This is a genomic window from Streptococcus sp. HMSC071H03, assembly GCF_001813035.1.
GTDB lineage: Bacteria > Bacillota > Bacilli > Lactobacillales > Streptococcaceae > Streptococcus > Streptococcus anginosus.
On the sequence record NZ_KV811176.1, the window covers coordinates 57508 to 71332 of the forward strand.

The 13825-nt window shown below is 40.5% G+C and carries 17 protein-coding genes, 1 tRNA gene and 1 pseudogene; 16 read left to right on the forward strand and 3 right to left on the reverse strand.

The window, feature by feature from the left end; all coding sequences use genetic code 11:
* Positions 1 to 5 precede the first annotated feature (5 nt).
* The 9 genes from HMPREF2887_RS09860 (at position 6) to HMPREF2887_RS09905 (ending at position 7299) form a co-directional block, all read left to right on the forward strand.
* A complete protein-coding gene (locus HMPREF2887_RS09860; protein WP_021001247.1) occupies positions 6 to 500 on the forward strand; it encodes a PTS sugar transporter subunit IIB in 495 nt (164 codons plus the stop codon).
* A gap of 32 nt (positions 501 to 532) precedes the next feature.
* Entirely contained in the window at positions 533 to 1384 is an 852-nt protein-coding gene (locus HMPREF2887_RS09865) for a PTS mannose/fructose/sorbose/N-acetylgalactosamine transporter subunit IIC (protein ID WP_021001248.1), read from the forward strand.
* 1 nt (position 1385) lies between these two features.
* Positions 1386 to 2216, forward strand: coding sequence for a PTS system mannose/fructose/sorbose family transporter subunit IID (locus tag HMPREF2887_RS09870; RefSeq protein ID WP_021001249.1), 831 nt, complete (start codon positions 1386 to 1388; stop codon positions 2214 to 2216).
* A 15-nt stretch (positions 2217 to 2231) separates the two neighbouring features.
* A complete protein-coding gene (locus HMPREF2887_RS09875) occupies positions 2232 to 2522 on the forward strand; it encodes a PTS fructose transporter subunit IA (protein ID WP_003026912.1) in 291 nt (96 codons plus the stop codon).
* Positions 2523 to 2666: 144 nt separating this feature from the next.
* A complete protein-coding gene (groES, locus tag HMPREF2887_RS09880; RefSeq protein WP_003026909.1) occupies positions 2667 to 2948 on the forward strand; it encodes a co-chaperone GroES in 282 nt (93 codons plus the stop codon).
* A 31-nt stretch (positions 2949 to 2979) separates the two neighbouring features.
* Positions 2980 to 4602 carry a chaperonin GroEL gene (groL, locus tag HMPREF2887_RS09885; protein WP_021001250.1) on the forward strand — a complete coding sequence of 541 codons (1623 nt, stop codon included), beginning with the start codon at positions 2980 to 2982 and terminating at the stop codon, positions 4600 to 4602.
* Positions 4603 to 4982: 380 nt separating this feature from the next.
* On the forward strand, positions 4983 to 5750 hold the full coding sequence (locus HMPREF2887_RS09895) for an epoxyqueuosine reductase QueH (RefSeq protein WP_021001251.1): 768 nt from the start codon (positions 4983 to 4985) through the stop codon (positions 5748 to 5750).
* A 186-nt stretch (positions 5751 to 5936) separates the two neighbouring features.
* Entirely contained in the window at positions 5937 to 6575 is a 639-nt protein-coding gene (locus HMPREF2887_RS09900) for a deoxynucleoside kinase (protein WP_021001252.1), read from the forward strand.
* A 64-nt stretch (positions 6576 to 6639) separates the two neighbouring features.
* Complete coding sequence (locus HMPREF2887_RS09905; protein WP_021001253.1) at positions 6640 to 7299, forward strand: HD domain-containing protein; 660 nt, start codon at positions 6640 to 6642, stop codon at positions 7297 to 7299.
* 70 nt (positions 7300 to 7369) lie between these two features.
* Here HMPREF2887_RS09905 and HMPREF2887_RS09910 read toward each other — a convergent pair whose 3' ends face one another.
* From HMPREF2887_RS09910 to HMPREF2887_RS09920, 3 genes are all read right to left on the reverse strand, one after another.
* Positions 7370 to 7885 (reverse strand): DUF308 domain-containing protein, encoded by a 516-nt coding sequence (locus HMPREF2887_RS09910; protein WP_021001254.1) that lies wholly within the window; start codon positions 7883 to 7885, stop codon positions 7370 to 7372.
* 347 nt (positions 7886 to 8232) lie between these two features.
* A tRNA-Lys gene (locus tag HMPREF2887_RS09915) sits at positions 8233 to 8305 on the reverse strand.
* 272 nt (positions 8306 to 8577) lie between these two features.
* Complete coding sequence (locus HMPREF2887_RS09920; RefSeq protein WP_021001255.1) at positions 8578 to 9849, reverse strand: replication-associated recombination protein A; 1272 nt, start codon at positions 9847 to 9849, stop codon at positions 8578 to 8580.
* A gap of 101 nt (positions 9850 to 9950) precedes the next feature.
* Between HMPREF2887_RS09920 and HMPREF2887_RS09925 the strand changes: the two genes are divergently transcribed.
* From HMPREF2887_RS09925 to HMPREF2887_RS10205, 7 genes and pseudogenes are all read left to right on the forward strand, one after another.
* Positions 9951 to 10421, forward strand: a complete 471-nt coding sequence (locus tag HMPREF2887_RS09925) for a DUF3013 family protein (protein ID WP_021001256.1) — start codon at positions 9951 to 9953, stop codon at positions 10419 to 10421.
* Between the two features lie 49 nt (positions 10422 to 10470).
* Positions 10471 to 10914 carry an NUDIX hydrolase gene (locus HMPREF2887_RS09930; RefSeq protein WP_021001257.1) on the forward strand — a complete coding sequence of 148 codons (444 nt, stop codon included), beginning with the start codon at positions 10471 to 10473 and terminating at the stop codon, positions 10912 to 10914.
* Positions 10911 to 11390 carry a GNAT family N-acetyltransferase gene (locus HMPREF2887_RS09935; protein ID WP_021001258.1) on the forward strand — a complete coding sequence of 160 codons (480 nt, stop codon included), beginning with the start codon at positions 10911 to 10913 and terminating at the stop codon, positions 11388 to 11390. Before HMPREF2887_RS09930 ends, HMPREF2887_RS09935 begins: the two co-directional genes overlap by 4 nt.
* A gap of 3 nt (positions 11391 to 11393) precedes the next feature.
* The gene (gene prmA, locus HMPREF2887_RS09940; RefSeq protein ID WP_021001259.1) at positions 11394 to 12347 is read left to right on the forward strand and encodes a 50S ribosomal protein L11 methyltransferase; all 954 of its coding nucleotides are present in this window, start codon (positions 11394 to 11396) and stop codon (positions 12345 to 12347) included.
* Positions 12348 to 13088: a 16S rRNA (uracil(1498)-N(3))-methyltransferase gene (locus HMPREF2887_RS09945; protein ID WP_021001260.1), complete on the forward strand. Its 741-nt coding sequence runs from the start codon at positions 12348 to 12350 to the stop codon at positions 13086 to 13088.
* Between the two features lie 166 nt (positions 13089 to 13254).
* Positions 13255 to 13401, forward strand: coding sequence for a hypothetical protein (locus HMPREF2887_RS10295; RefSeq protein WP_003028899.1), 147 nt, complete (start codon positions 13255 to 13257; stop codon positions 13399 to 13401).
* 206 nt (positions 13402 to 13607) lie between these two features.
* A pseudogene (locus HMPREF2887_RS10205) lies at positions 13608 to 13825 on the forward strand (HD domain-containing protein); the annotation flags it as partial.

Here is a 13825-nt window from a genome sequence, read left to right on the forward strand (position 1 = left end):
TTATCATGACAATTTCATTTATACGTATTGATGACCGTATGATTCACGGTCAAACAGTAACTCGTTGGGCAAAAGAATATCCTTGTGACGGCTTAGTTGCTGTCAATAATGCTGCAGCAGGAAATACAGTTTTGAAACAAGCCTACAAAGCAGCTTCTGATAAAAAAACATTCGTTTGGACAAAAGAAGCATGGAAAGAAAAATCACAAAAGGTATTGGATTCCGATAGTCGCTATTTCTTGATTACTAAAAATCCAATTGACATGAAAGAAATACTAGTTGATCAGGGTTTTGTTCCTGGTGATGTCAAAGAAATCATTGTTGGTCCAGCTAATGATCGTCCAGGCGCTACTAAATTAGGAAACAACCAATCCATTACACAGGAAGAAGCTGAAGCGCTTGAAGCAATTCAAAAAGCTGGCTATAAAGTAAAATTCCAACTCTTACCAGATGTGTCTATTGGCTATTGGGACGATTTCAAGTCTAAATTTGGTTTTTAACAAAATATAATAAGCATTAAGGAGGCTTTATTATGACAATTTCGTGGTTTCAAGCCGCTTTACTAGGGTTATTTGCCTGTCTATCATCCATGCCTGGCCTAGGTGGTACTTCTATTGGTAACTATACTCTTGGACGCCCACTTGTAGGTGGCTTAGTTTCAGGACTGATCCTAGGAGATGTGAAATTAGGTATCATCTGTGGGGTTGCTATGCAGCTCGTTTATATCGCTTTGGTAACACCTGGTGGTACGGTTTCAGCTGACGTGCGTGCGGTTTCTTATATTGGGATTCCTCTGGCAATGGTTGCCATTCAATCGCAAGGACTATCACTTGACTCTGCAGACGCTGCTAACTTGGCTAAATCAATGGGAACACTCGTTGGTACAGTCGGTACAGTTCTTTTCTATGGTACCGCTACTATGAACTTGCTTTGGCAACATATTGGTTGGAAAGCTGTTGAAAAAGGTGAATTTAAACGCCTGTACATGGTAGACTGGGGCTTCCCATGGATTTCCCATTTAGTATTCTCATTCTTTCCAACGCTTATTATGTGTAAATTAGGTGCCGATGCGGTTACTGCTTTAAAAACAGCTCTTCCATTGGATGGTATTCCAATGAAAACCCTCTTTACAGTCGGCTCTCTCCTTCCATGTGTCGGAATTGCCATCCTCTTAAAACAAATCGTTGAAAAAGCTGTTGATTTCATTCCATTCTTTGTTGGATTTACTTTAGCAGCTTCACTAGGACTTAACCTTGTATCTTGTGCAGTAATTTCATTGATTTTCGCAGTATTATTCTATGAAATTCAAATGGCTAAAAATGTAAGAGCACAAGCAGCTTCAAGTGCAAGTTTTGATGATGACGACGATGAGGAGGATATTTAAAATGGTTAAATTAACGAAAAAAACATTAGGAAAATCTTTCCATCATTGGTATTATGGGAACTTAACTTGCTTCTCACAAGAACACATGCAAACATTTGGCTACCTAGCTTCAATGCTGCCAATCGTGGAAGAATTATATTCTAAAAAAGAAGATCAAGCAAAAGCAATGCACACCTACACCGCATTCTTTAACACGGAGCCGCAATTAGGTGCATTGATTGTAGGGATTACAGCAGGTTTAGAAGAAGCGCGTGCGAATGGGGCTGATGGAGTAGATGATGAAACAATCAACGGTCTTCGTGCTGGTCTGATGGGACCTGTTGCAGGGATTGGTGATTCACTGATTGTTGGTACCTTGATTCCGATTATACTAGGTATTGCTCTCGGTTTGTCAAATGGTGGCTCACCACTTGGTGCAATTTTCTATATCGTTGTTTGGAACTTGCTCGCTTACTTCGGTATGAAATTTGCCTACTTTAAAGGCTATGAACTTGGTGACAAAGCAGTTGAATTTCTTGTCGGACCTCAAGGACAAGCTATCCGTAAGTCTGTTTCTATCATTGGTGGTATGGTTATCGGTGCTGTTGCAGCGACATGGGTACCTGTTAAGACAGCTTTCAAATTGAAAGACTCTTCAGGAAAAGCTTTCTTGGTACTACAAGATCAATTAGACGGTGTCTATCCAGGTCTATTGACAGCTTTGTTTATCGTCTTTTGCTGGTGGTTGATGGCGAAGAAAAACCTTTCACCAATTAAAGTAATGTTACTTCTCGTTGTAGTAGCCTTCCTTGGTGTATTGGTTGGATTCTTCAACCCAGGATTGAAATACTAAAAATAGGAGAAAATTATGACAGAACAAGAATTGATTCAAGGATATGAAACGGAAATTCAATATCAAAAACACATGATTGAAAATCTCGGACGTTGGTTTAGTCTCTTCTTTACTATTGCTAGTATCGGTCTTGTTCTGATCTATTTCTTCTGTCAAACCAATCTCATTGCCTTTGTTCTTGGAATAATCCTAGCAGTGTTGGGAATATTAGCCATGCTTGTCTTTGGTTATGGTATTTACAAAGGACGACTGAATCTTCAAAGAGTCATTGATGATTTTGAAGAAAAATTAAGATTGGTTCGATAAAAATTTATTTGCTTTCCCCCTAAAAACTTTGTCGTTTGACAGAGTTTTTTTCTTGACTATTTCTGACCAAGTGATACAATAGAAAATGTAAATATTAGCACTCGCACTTGTAGAGTGCTAAAACAAGATATTGGAGGTAAACAAATGCTTAAACCATTAGGCGACCGTGTGGTCTTAAAAGTAGAAGAAAAAGAACAAAAAGTTGGTGGTTTTGTCATTGCAGGTGCAGGACAAGACGCAACAAAGACAGCAAAAGTTGTAGCTGTCGGGGATGGAATTCGTACACTCAACGGTGAACTCGTTGCTCCAAGCGTAAAAGCTGGTGATACCGTTCTCGTTGAAAGCCATGCGGGAATTGAAGTCAAAGACGGCGAAGAAAAGTACCTCGTTGTCAATGAAGCAAATATTTTAGCGATTGTTGAATAAATAAAAATTTATAGAAAGAGGAATTGTAAAAATGGCAAAAGATATTAAATTTTCAGCAGATGCAAGAAGCGCCATGGTGCGTGGTGTAGATATTTTGGCAGATACCGTTAAAGTAACCTTAGGCCCTAAAGGACGCAATGTCGTTCTTGAAAAATCATTTGGCTCACCACTCATCACAAACGACGGTGTAACCATTGCAAAAGAAATCGAACTCGAAGATCATTTTGAAAATATGGGAGCTAAGTTGGTGTCAGAAGTTGCATCAAAAACCAATGATATCGCTGGTGACGGAACAACTACTGCGACTGTGTTGACGCAAGCAATTGTCCGTGAAGGAATCAAAAATGTAACGGCTGGTGCAAACCCAATCGGCATTCGTCGTGGTATTGAAACAGCTGTTGCAACAGCTGTTGAAGCCTTAAAAGCAAATTCTGTTCCGGTTTCTAATAAAGAAGCCATTGCGCAAGTTGCAGCCGTATCATCACGCAGTGAAAAAGTCGGAGAATACATCTCTGAAGCTATGGAAAAAGTTGGCAACGACGGTGTCATCACTATTGAAGAATCAAAAGGAATGGAAACAGAGCTTGATGTTGTGGAAGGTATGCAGTTTGACCGTGGCTATCTTTCTCAATACATGGTAACAGATAATGAAAAAATGGTTGCTGATTTAGATAATCCATATATCTTGATTACAGATAAGAAGATTTCTAATATCCAAGAAATTCTTCCTTTGCTGGAAAGTATTTTGAAAACAAGCCGTCCGCTTTTGATTATCGCAGATGATGTAGACGGTGAAGCTCTTCCAACTCTTGTGTTGAATAAAATCCGCGGTACTTTCAATGTAGTCGCTGTGAAGGCACCAGGATTTGGGGATCGTCGTAAAGCAATGTTAGAAGATATTGCTATCTTGACTGGTGGTACAGTAATTACAGAAGATCTTGGTCTGGAATTGAAAGATGCAACGATTGAAGCGCTTGGACAAGCCTCAAAAGTGACTGTGGACAAAGATAGCACTGTTATCGTTGAAGGCTCTGGTGATGCCGAAGCGATTGCAAACCGTGTGGGTGTTATCAAATCCCAAATCGAAAGTTCTACGTCTGACTTTGACCGTGAAAAGCTCCAAGAACGCTTAGCGAAATTGTCAGGCGGTGTGGCTGTCATCAAAGTTGGTGCTGCAACAGAAACAGAGCTCAAAGAAATGAAACTCCGCATTGAAGATGCCCTCAATGCAACTCGCGCCGCTGTTGAAGAAGGAATTGTCTCAGGTGGTGGAACAGCCTTTGTCAATGTTTTAAGTGCCGTTGAAGCGCTAGAGTTGTCAGGTGACGAAGCAACTGGTCGCAACATCGTTCTTCGTGCGTTAGAAGAACCTGTTCGCCAAATCGCTTTGAATGCAGGATTTGAAGGTTCTATCGTCATTGACCGCTTGAAAAATTCGGAAGCTGGAACTGGTTTTAATGCTGCTACAGGTGAATGGGTGAACATGATTGATGCTGGGATTATTGACCCAGTCAAGGTTACTCGTTCTGCCCTTCAAAATGCAGCTTCAGTAGCGAGCCTCATCTTAACAACTGAAGCAGTTGTTGCTAACCAACCAGAACCAGCCAGTCCAACTCCAGCAATGGATCCAAGTATGATGGGCGGGATGATGTAATTTAAGATATAGAGAGTTTAAAGAGTAAAACAAGCTAGAAAATCAACGAATTATTTGATGAATAAGAGAAGATTTGTTTTTCTCATACAGCTCTTAACGATGTTTAATGTTGCACGAGATTGCTTTTATGTTGAAGCGCAAACGTGCTTTTGAAGGATATAAAAAGCGAAGTGAGTTTGGATTTGATAAATCCAAACTCACTTTTTTTAAAGTTTTTAGCTGGGTACATGTACAATCAATACAAAGAGAGCCAAAAGAACCAGAACTTTATTTTTCTTGCTTGATAAATTAATGCTGTTTGAAAAAGCCATTCTCTTTTGTCCATTTGTCTCCACTCTCTTTCTGTGGTAAAATAGTGATACATTTCTAAGGAGAGAACGATGATTGATGTTGAAGACGTTTTGAGCAAGATGAATCCCAATCAAAAGATCAATTACGACCGCGTGATGCAAAAAATGGTCAAAGTTTGGGAAGCAGACCAGAAGCGTCCTACGATTTTGATGCACACCTGCTGTGCACCTTGCTCAACTTATACGCTGGAGTATTTAACCCAGTATGCGGACGTGACGGTTTATTTTGCCAATTCAAATATTCACCCCAAAGCAGAATACCAACGCCGTGCCTATGTTGCCCAAAAATTTGTTCACGATTTCAATGAAAATACTGGTAATCATGTTCAATATTTAGAAGCCCCCTATGAGCCACAAGAATTTTTCCGAACAGTACACGGTTTGGAAGAAGAGCCGGAAGGTGGCGATCGTTGTAAAGTTTGCTATGATTATCGCTTGGATAAAACGGCACAAGTGGCGGTTGATTTGGGATTTGACTATTTTGGAAGTGCCTTGACAATCAGCCCTCATAAAAATTCGCAGACAATCAATAGCGTTGGAATTGAAGTACAGAAAGTTTATGCAACGCAGTATCTTCCTAGTGATTTCAAGAAAAATCAAGGCTATAAGCGCTCAGTCGAAATGTGCGAGGAGTACGACATTTACCGCCAATGTTATTGTGGTTGTGTATTTGCAGCACAAGCGCAAGGAATTGACCTCATTCAGATTAAAAAAGATGCGACGGCTTTTTTGAAAGGAAAAGATTTAGAAAAAGATTATTCGCATATCAAATTTACTGTCACAAATGGAGAATCCTAAAAATAATGCTTGTATTAGAGCTAATCGTGCTTCTTTGTACAAAGTTATTTTTGTTTGTACATTTAGAAGTTTTATATCTTGACGCCATCAATATATTGTGTTATTATTTTTTTTAGCACAATATATGGTGTTTTTACTGAAGCTGATGACCTGATATTAGATAGATTTTGGAGGTGCAGGAAGATAGTGATTATTTTAGCGGGCATGATTGGGGTAGGTAAGACGACTTACACTTATCGATTAGCCGAGGAATTAGGAACACAGCCTTTTTTTGAGCCTGTAGAAGAAAATCCTATTTTGGATAAGTATTATGAAGATCCTGATAAGTATGGTTTTGCTTTGCAGATTTATTTTCTAAATAAACGCTTTAAAATGATCAAAGCGGCTTATCATGATGACAACAATATTCTAGATCGTTCTATCTATGAAGATGCTCTGTTTACTTACATCAATACCCTCAAAGGTAGCATTAGTGAGCAAGAGTACAATATCTACTTGGAACTTTTGGACAATATGATGGAAGAAATCCAAGGTTTGCCTAAGAAGGCGCCAGATTTGTTGATTTATTTAGACGGAAGTTTCGATCATATTATGAACAATATCAAAAAACGTGGTCGCGATTATGAGCAACCAAATGAAGAAAATGGGCTCGCTGACTACTATCAGCTGCTTTACAAGCATTATCAAAATTGGTATGAAGATTACAATTATAGTCCTAAAATGAGAATTGCAACGGATGATTTAGATATTGCAAATCCAAATGACTGGAATCAGGTGTATCAACAAATTCAACAAAAAATGAAAACGATTGGGCTTGAAAAGTGAGTTCAATCAAAAAATCTCGAAATCGCTTCGAGATTTTTGTGTATATAAATAAAAAGGGTGACAGATGATAACGGATAGACAAGCGAAAATTCTTCAAGAAGCGAGAGATTTTGTTTATGCTGAACTGAAAGACGAGATGAGCGGGCATGACTGGTGGCATATTGTGCGTGTCACGAACAATGCTGTAGAAATTGCCAAACAAGAACAAGCAGATGCTTTTATTTGTGAGCTAGCTGCCTTGCTGCATGATATAGCTGACGGGAAATTAAATGAGAATGAAGAGGTGGGCTTGCAAAAGGTTGAGCAATGGCTACAGAATCATCAGGCTTCAGATGCGGAAATAGCTCATGTGCTGGATATTATTTCAACGATGTCATTTAAAGGTGGTCATCAACAGAAGAATGTCAGCACTTTGGAGGGGAAAATTGTTCAAGACGCTGACCGTTTGGATGCGATTGGAGCGATTGGAATAGCGCGAGCTATGGCTTATTCTGGACATACGGGCAGACCCATTCATGACCCTGCCTTGCGACCACGAGAAGATATGACGGTAGAAGAATATCGAAGCAATAAAGGAACAGCAATTCTACATTTTTATGAAAAGTTGTTGAAGTTAAAAGATTTGATGAATACAAATTATGCCAAGCAATTAGCCATGGGCAGGCATCGTTTTTTGGAAGAATACTTAGATCAATTCTATGCTGAATGGAATGCGAAAAAGTGACAAATAAGATATGAAAAAGCTGAGAATGTAACTTCCCAGCTATTTTAATATGCCCAAAATGGCAGCGAGATTATTTACGAAAGGCATCAACGATATAGGTAAAACCAGCAATTAAAAATGCAAAGGCAACGACATAAACGACAAAGACACTTGTAGCTACTGGATTGAACAGAATCACTAGACCTAGTAAAAATGCAAGCAACGCTATCCACATGATATGGTTGCCAATAATAGGGAAAATCAATCCCAGACGATTGCCTTTAAAGAAAGCTATAATGGCTTCTACAATTAACCAAATTCCTAAAACAGTTGGAATGACAACCGGCAGGGTCACAAAGCCATAGGCAACGAGGTAAAGAACTAAGAGAAGATTAACAATCCCTTGGAAAAGATAAACAGGTGAGCGAAGCTCTTTTGGCACAGAGAAATAGCTTAAAATAGCCACTATAGAAGCAACCAATAAACCAAATGCAATCCACCAGCTGTAAGCAACAAGATTAGCTACTGGGTTTGTAAATAGAAAAAGTGCTAAAAGGACAAAAACAACTCCTGCAAGGAATAGCAATAAACAATTAGAAAATTTCATATCAATACTCCCCCTATATAGTATAGTTTGATAATAGAAGTGTTCTACATTTTTTATAGGAAATGTCAATAAAATAAATGGACAATTTGGAAATTTCAGTCTGATTCATGAAAAGAAAATCAGTTTTTATCATTTTGAAAATAAAAAGAGAAGATAAAATTTGTCTTCTCTACATGAAAATATTGTATGGCATCAAAGCAAAAGTAACTGGCTTTACACTATTTGTTAAGATGTAATTTGATTCAAAAAGAAAAGATAGATTTAAAAGTGGGGCAAATGATGGGGCAAAAATAGTTGAGAGTAAGTAAAAAAGCCTATATGATAGGCTTTTGTATGTAAATATTAGATGCCCCCTACAGGGCTCGAACCTGTGACCCATGGATTAAGAGTCCACTGCTCTACCAACTGAGCTAAGGAGGCAACAGAAAAAGCTGTATTGGTGCCGGACCTTCACGATTTGTATTGAACCCGCGCAATTAAGCAGGTGGGCAACTCGCTCTAACTGAAGCTGCTTCCGCGTGAAACGGCCTGCAAGCTGTTAGAAGTCTTTTGTTTCCCTAATAATACAAAAAATAGTCGGTCAACACTTAAGTGTGAAGTCGTACACCACAGCGTTTCTATAATTATGATACCACAATTTTTGAAAAATTCAAGAGAAAAAATTGATTTTTTGCAAACGATACCACGATTTTTTAGTGGTTTTTGAGTTGTTCAATCTTATTTTTAGTCATGCCAAGGGCTCGTTCGTACTTCCCGTTTTCGTTCGGAGTGAAATAATCGGCATTTTTAATTTTTTCAGGAAGGTAGTCTTGCTGCACCCAATTACCAGGATAGTTATGTGGATATTTGTAATCTTGCGCATTTCCCAGCTCCTTGCTACCAGCGTAGTGACCGTCTCGTAGATGGCGGGGGATAGGTAAGTTTCCATTTTGTCGCAAATCAGAAAGAGCTTTATCTATAGCTACTATGGCAGAGTTGGACTTAGGAGAAAGTGCTAGGTCAATGACAATGTTGGCAATGAGGATGCGAGCTTCTGGGAACCCAATTTTTTGAGCGGCTTCAAGTGCGGTCACTGTATGAATCTGAGCATCGGGATTTGCCAAACCAATGTCTTCATAAGCAATGACCGTCAGGCGTCGTGCGAGGCTGGGAAGGTCTCCAGCTTCAATCAAGCGAGCTGCATAATGGAGACTGGCATTGACATCAGACCCGCGGATGGACTTCTGTAAGGCGGACAGGACGTCATAATGACCGTCTCCGTCTTTGTCCATAGTGATGTAGCTCTTTTGCAGGCTGTTTTCCATAATATCGAGAGTGATATGGCGAACCCCTTCAGTATCCTCTTTGGTAGAGAGAACTGCTAAATCTAGAGAATTAAAGGCTGAGCGCAGGTCACCGTTGGTGGAAGTGGTAATGAAATCCAGAGCGTCATCATCTAGCTGGACAGGAAAATCAAAACCTCGTTCGGTGTCCGTCAGGGCTGTTTGAATGGCTTGTTTAATATCATCATTTGTCAGAGGTTCCAGCTCGAAAATCTGTACCCGGCTGCGAATAGCGGGAGTGACAGAGAAAAAGGGATTTTCTGTTGTGGCGCCAATCATGATGACCAGACCGTTTTCTAAAAGAGGGAGGAGGAAGTCCTGCTTGGTCTTTTCCAAGCGGTGAATCTCATCTAACAGCAGCACTAAACCACCAGAGAATTTTGCTTCTTCCGCAATCTCTTGCAGGCGCTTCTTACTATCAACGGTGGCATTAAAGGTCCGAAAAGCAAATTTTGTAGTACCAGCGATGGCTGAAGCAATGGAAGTCTTGCCAATCCCTGGTGGACCGTAGAGAATCATGGAAGACAGGCGATTGGCTTCCACCATGCGACGAATGATTTTTCCTTCGCCAACCAGATGTTTCTGACCGATGACCTGATTGATATTTTTAGGCCGCATACGAATCGCTAAATTGTCTGGCATACGTTTTCCTCCTTACTGGTATTCTTTTCAACTGTTCTGATTTATGTTACTATAGTTGTATCTATTTTAACACATTTTAAAGGATTGGAGAGAGGCTGGCTATGGTTAAATATGGATTTTTGGATATATTAAATGAAGAAATGGAGAAATGTTTTCCATTTGACTATGAGATAAACTGGGATAAGAAGAATCATGCCGTAGAAGTGTCCTTTCTCTTAGAAGTACAAAATGCAAATGGCATCGAACTGTTAGATGTGGATGGAGAAAGTAGCACAGAAGACATTTTCTTTGAAGAAAGCGTTCTCTTTTATAATCCTGCTAAGTCTCACTTTGAAACAGAGGATTATCTAACAGTTGTTCCTTATGAGCCAAAGAAAGGCCTGTCTCGTGAATTCCTGACCTACTTTGTGGACTTCTTGAAGAAGACGGCCGAAGAGGGATTAGATGCTCTCATGGACTTTCTGGCAGATCCAGCGGCAGAGGAATTTGAAATTGTCTGGAATAATAAAGTTTTTGAAAAAGCCAGAGCAGATTTGAAAGAGACGGACTTTTATCCCTATCCTAGATACTGAAATACAAGCGTGCCTAAGAAGATCACTGATTTTACGGAGGTAGGGAAGAATGAGTGATATGACTGTTTTGTATCAAACGTTTGATTTCTCAGGCTGTAAAATTGCTTTGCTGCATGGCGATACAATTTTAACCATTTTAAGAGACGATATTCCCACTATTCCTTATCCCAATATGTGGGATTTTCCCGGCGGTGGGAGAGAAAAGGACGAGACACCTTTTGAGTGCATTAGAAGAGAAGTCTTTGAGGAGCTGGGCATTGAACTCAAAGAGGAATCCATTACATGGGTCAAATGTTATCAAGGCTTTGTTCATCCTGAGAAAGTTTCTGTTTTCATGGTGGCTTCTATCTGTCAAGAACTGATAGATCAGATTGTCTTTGGTGACGAAGGACAAGGCTACAAATTAGTAAATATAGAAGAATTATTAGCGGATGAAAACGTCATCTCACAGTTAAAAAGTAGATTGGGAGATTATTTGGAGGTGCAGAGATGATTCATATAGAACAAGCAGAAGCTACAGATTTAGAAACCATTATCAGTATTCAACGTGTTAGTTTTAAAGCTGTCTACGAAAAATATCATGACCAGTATGATCCTTATCTGGAAGATAGGGAGCGGATTAGGTGGAAGTTGGTGGAACGTCTTAATAGTTTTTACTATTTTGTCAAAGATGACGAAGAAATTGTTGGCTTTCTTCGCTTGCAAACCAACGATGAGCGAACAAAAGGTTGGCTTGGTACAGCTGCGATTTTGCCTCAATATCAGCGAAAAAGCTATGGCTACGAAGGGATTCGCCTGCTAGAGAAAAGATTTCCTACGATTACTCAGTGGGATTTGTGTACGGTTTTCCAAGATGAGCCTATGGTCAAATTTTATGAAAAATGCGGCTATCATCAAACGCATACTGAACCAGAGCAAGAGGGCATGGATATGGTTTATATGACGAAGAGTATTAAAAGAAAGGAATGACACATGAACACTTGGCAAGAACTAACTATCACGGTCAGCCGTGAGGCGGAAGAAGCGGTCAGTAATATTCTGATTGACCTAGGCAGTCAAGGTGTGGCGATTGATGACAGTGCGGATTATCTGGGGGAAGCTGGTCCTTTTGGGGAGGTGCTGCCTCAGGTAAAGCAGCTGAATACGGTTGCCATTACGGCTTATTACCCAGAAACAGTGAACCTTGAAATGATTCGTCAGGAAGTGAAAGAGTATTTGGCTCAGTTGAGGGATTTTGGTTTGGAGATTGGAGAAACCCAGTTAACCACTCAGCAGCTGGCAGAGGAAGATTGGGCGGACAATTGGAAAAAATATTTTGAGCCAGCCCGTGTTACCCATGACTTGACGATTGTGCCGTCTTGGACGGATTACGAGGCGACTATTGGAGAGAAGATTATCAAGCTGGATCCCGGTATGGCCTTTGGTACGGGTACTCACCCGACAACCAAGATGAGCCTCTTTGTTTTGGAGCAGATTCTGCGTGGCGGAGAAACAGTGTTGGATGTAGGGACTGGCTCTGGTGTTCTCTCTATTGCTAGCTCTCTCTTGGGTGCAAAGGACATCTATGCTTACGACTTGGATGAGGTGGCGGTGCGCGTGGCTCAGGAGAATATTGAGCTCAATCCTGACATGGAGAACATCCATGTAGCGTCGGGGGACCTTCTCCGAGGTGTGGAAATCGAGGCTGATGTCATTGTAGCCAATATTCTGGCGGATATTTTGGTAAATCTAACGGATGATGCTTACCGTTTGCTTAAGGATGAGGGCTACCTGATTATGAGCGGAATTATCTCTGAGAAATGGAATCTGGTGCGGGAGTCAGCAGAAGCTGCTGGATTTTTCCTTGAGACCCACATGATTCAGGGCGAGTGGAATGCCTGTGTCTTTAAGAAAACCAAGGAGATTTCAGGAGTGATAGGAGGTTAGATGCAGCAGTATTTTGTGAAAGGACAGGTTGAAAATCCTGTCATTATCAGAGATAAAGATACCCTCAAGCATATGTTTTCTGTTATGCGTTTGGTAGAAGATGATGAGGTAGTACTGGTTTTTGAGGATGGTATTAAACGTCTAGCAAGAGTTTCGGATAGGGAGCGCCATGTGTTGAATCTGGTAGAAGAATTACCAGACAACGCGGAGCTGCCGATTCATGTGACGGTTGCTTCTGGCTTTCCCAAAGGAGACAAGCTGGAATGGGTAGCTCAGAAAACGACGGAACTGGGTGCAGCTGCTATCTGGGCCTTTCCGTCCGACTGGTCTGTTACCAAGTGGGATGGTAAGAAACTTGCTAAAAAAGCAGACAAACTAGAGAAGATTGTTTTGGGAGCAGCCGAGCAAAGCAAGCGCAATCTGATTCCAGAAGTCCGACTTTTTGAGAAGAAAGTTGATTTTTTAGATTGTTTGAGTCAGTTTGACTGCGTCATTGTAGCTTATGAGGAATCTGCCAAAGAGGGAGAGTCTGCTGCTTTGGTCAAGGCTGTGACAGGACTTAAAAAAGGAAGTCGAATTTTATTTGTCTTTGGTCCAGAAGGCGGTCTGTCTCCAGCAGAAATTGCCACATTGGAAGAGGCAGGAGCTATACTTGCAGGACTGGGTCCACGTATCTTGCGGACAGAGACAGCTCCACTTTACGCACTCAGTGCAGTCAGTGTACTGACAGAGTTGATGTAGTCGGAAAATTTCATTAATAGGGCTGGTCTTTATTGTTCTTAACTCCTAACTTTGGTATAATATAAGTGAAATATCTAGCTTGGCTAGAAAGGATGGAAGCACGGAAACAAATCTGCTGGCTAGATTGCGAAAACTGCTTTTGCTTGGTAAGGAGAGGAGGTTCATCATGTCTTTATCTACCTTATTTGAGCTGTTTATTGCTATTTTAGGTGTTGTATCAGCTTGCTATCTCATTTATGCTTATGTTGAATTTATCGGAGATATGCTACATGCAGAAAAGCATCACCTCTTTCATCACAACCCGCCTATTTAAGGCGGGCTTTTTCTAAACTTAGGGTAATTGCTATTTACTGGATATGGCTTATATGTAATCGCAGTTTGAAAAAAATCGACCATTTCTCACAGAAGCTTTGCATTCTTCTGTGTTTCCTTGTTTTCATATTGCCTTAAAAGTGATAAAATGGTAGGAAGAACTGGAGAGAGAATATGCCAAAAGAAGTGAATTTGACGGGCGATCAAGTGGTCGCTCTTACTAGAAAGTATTTATCATCAGAAGATGTTGTCTTGGTTCAAAAAGCTCTATTCTATGCAGTAGATCGACATAGAGGGCAATTTCGCCAATCAGGGGAGCCCTATATCATCCATCCGATTCAAGTGGCAGGGATTTTAGCTAAGCTAAAGTTGGATGCGGTCAGTGTCGCTTGCGGTTTTTTACATGATGTTGTAGAAGACACAGC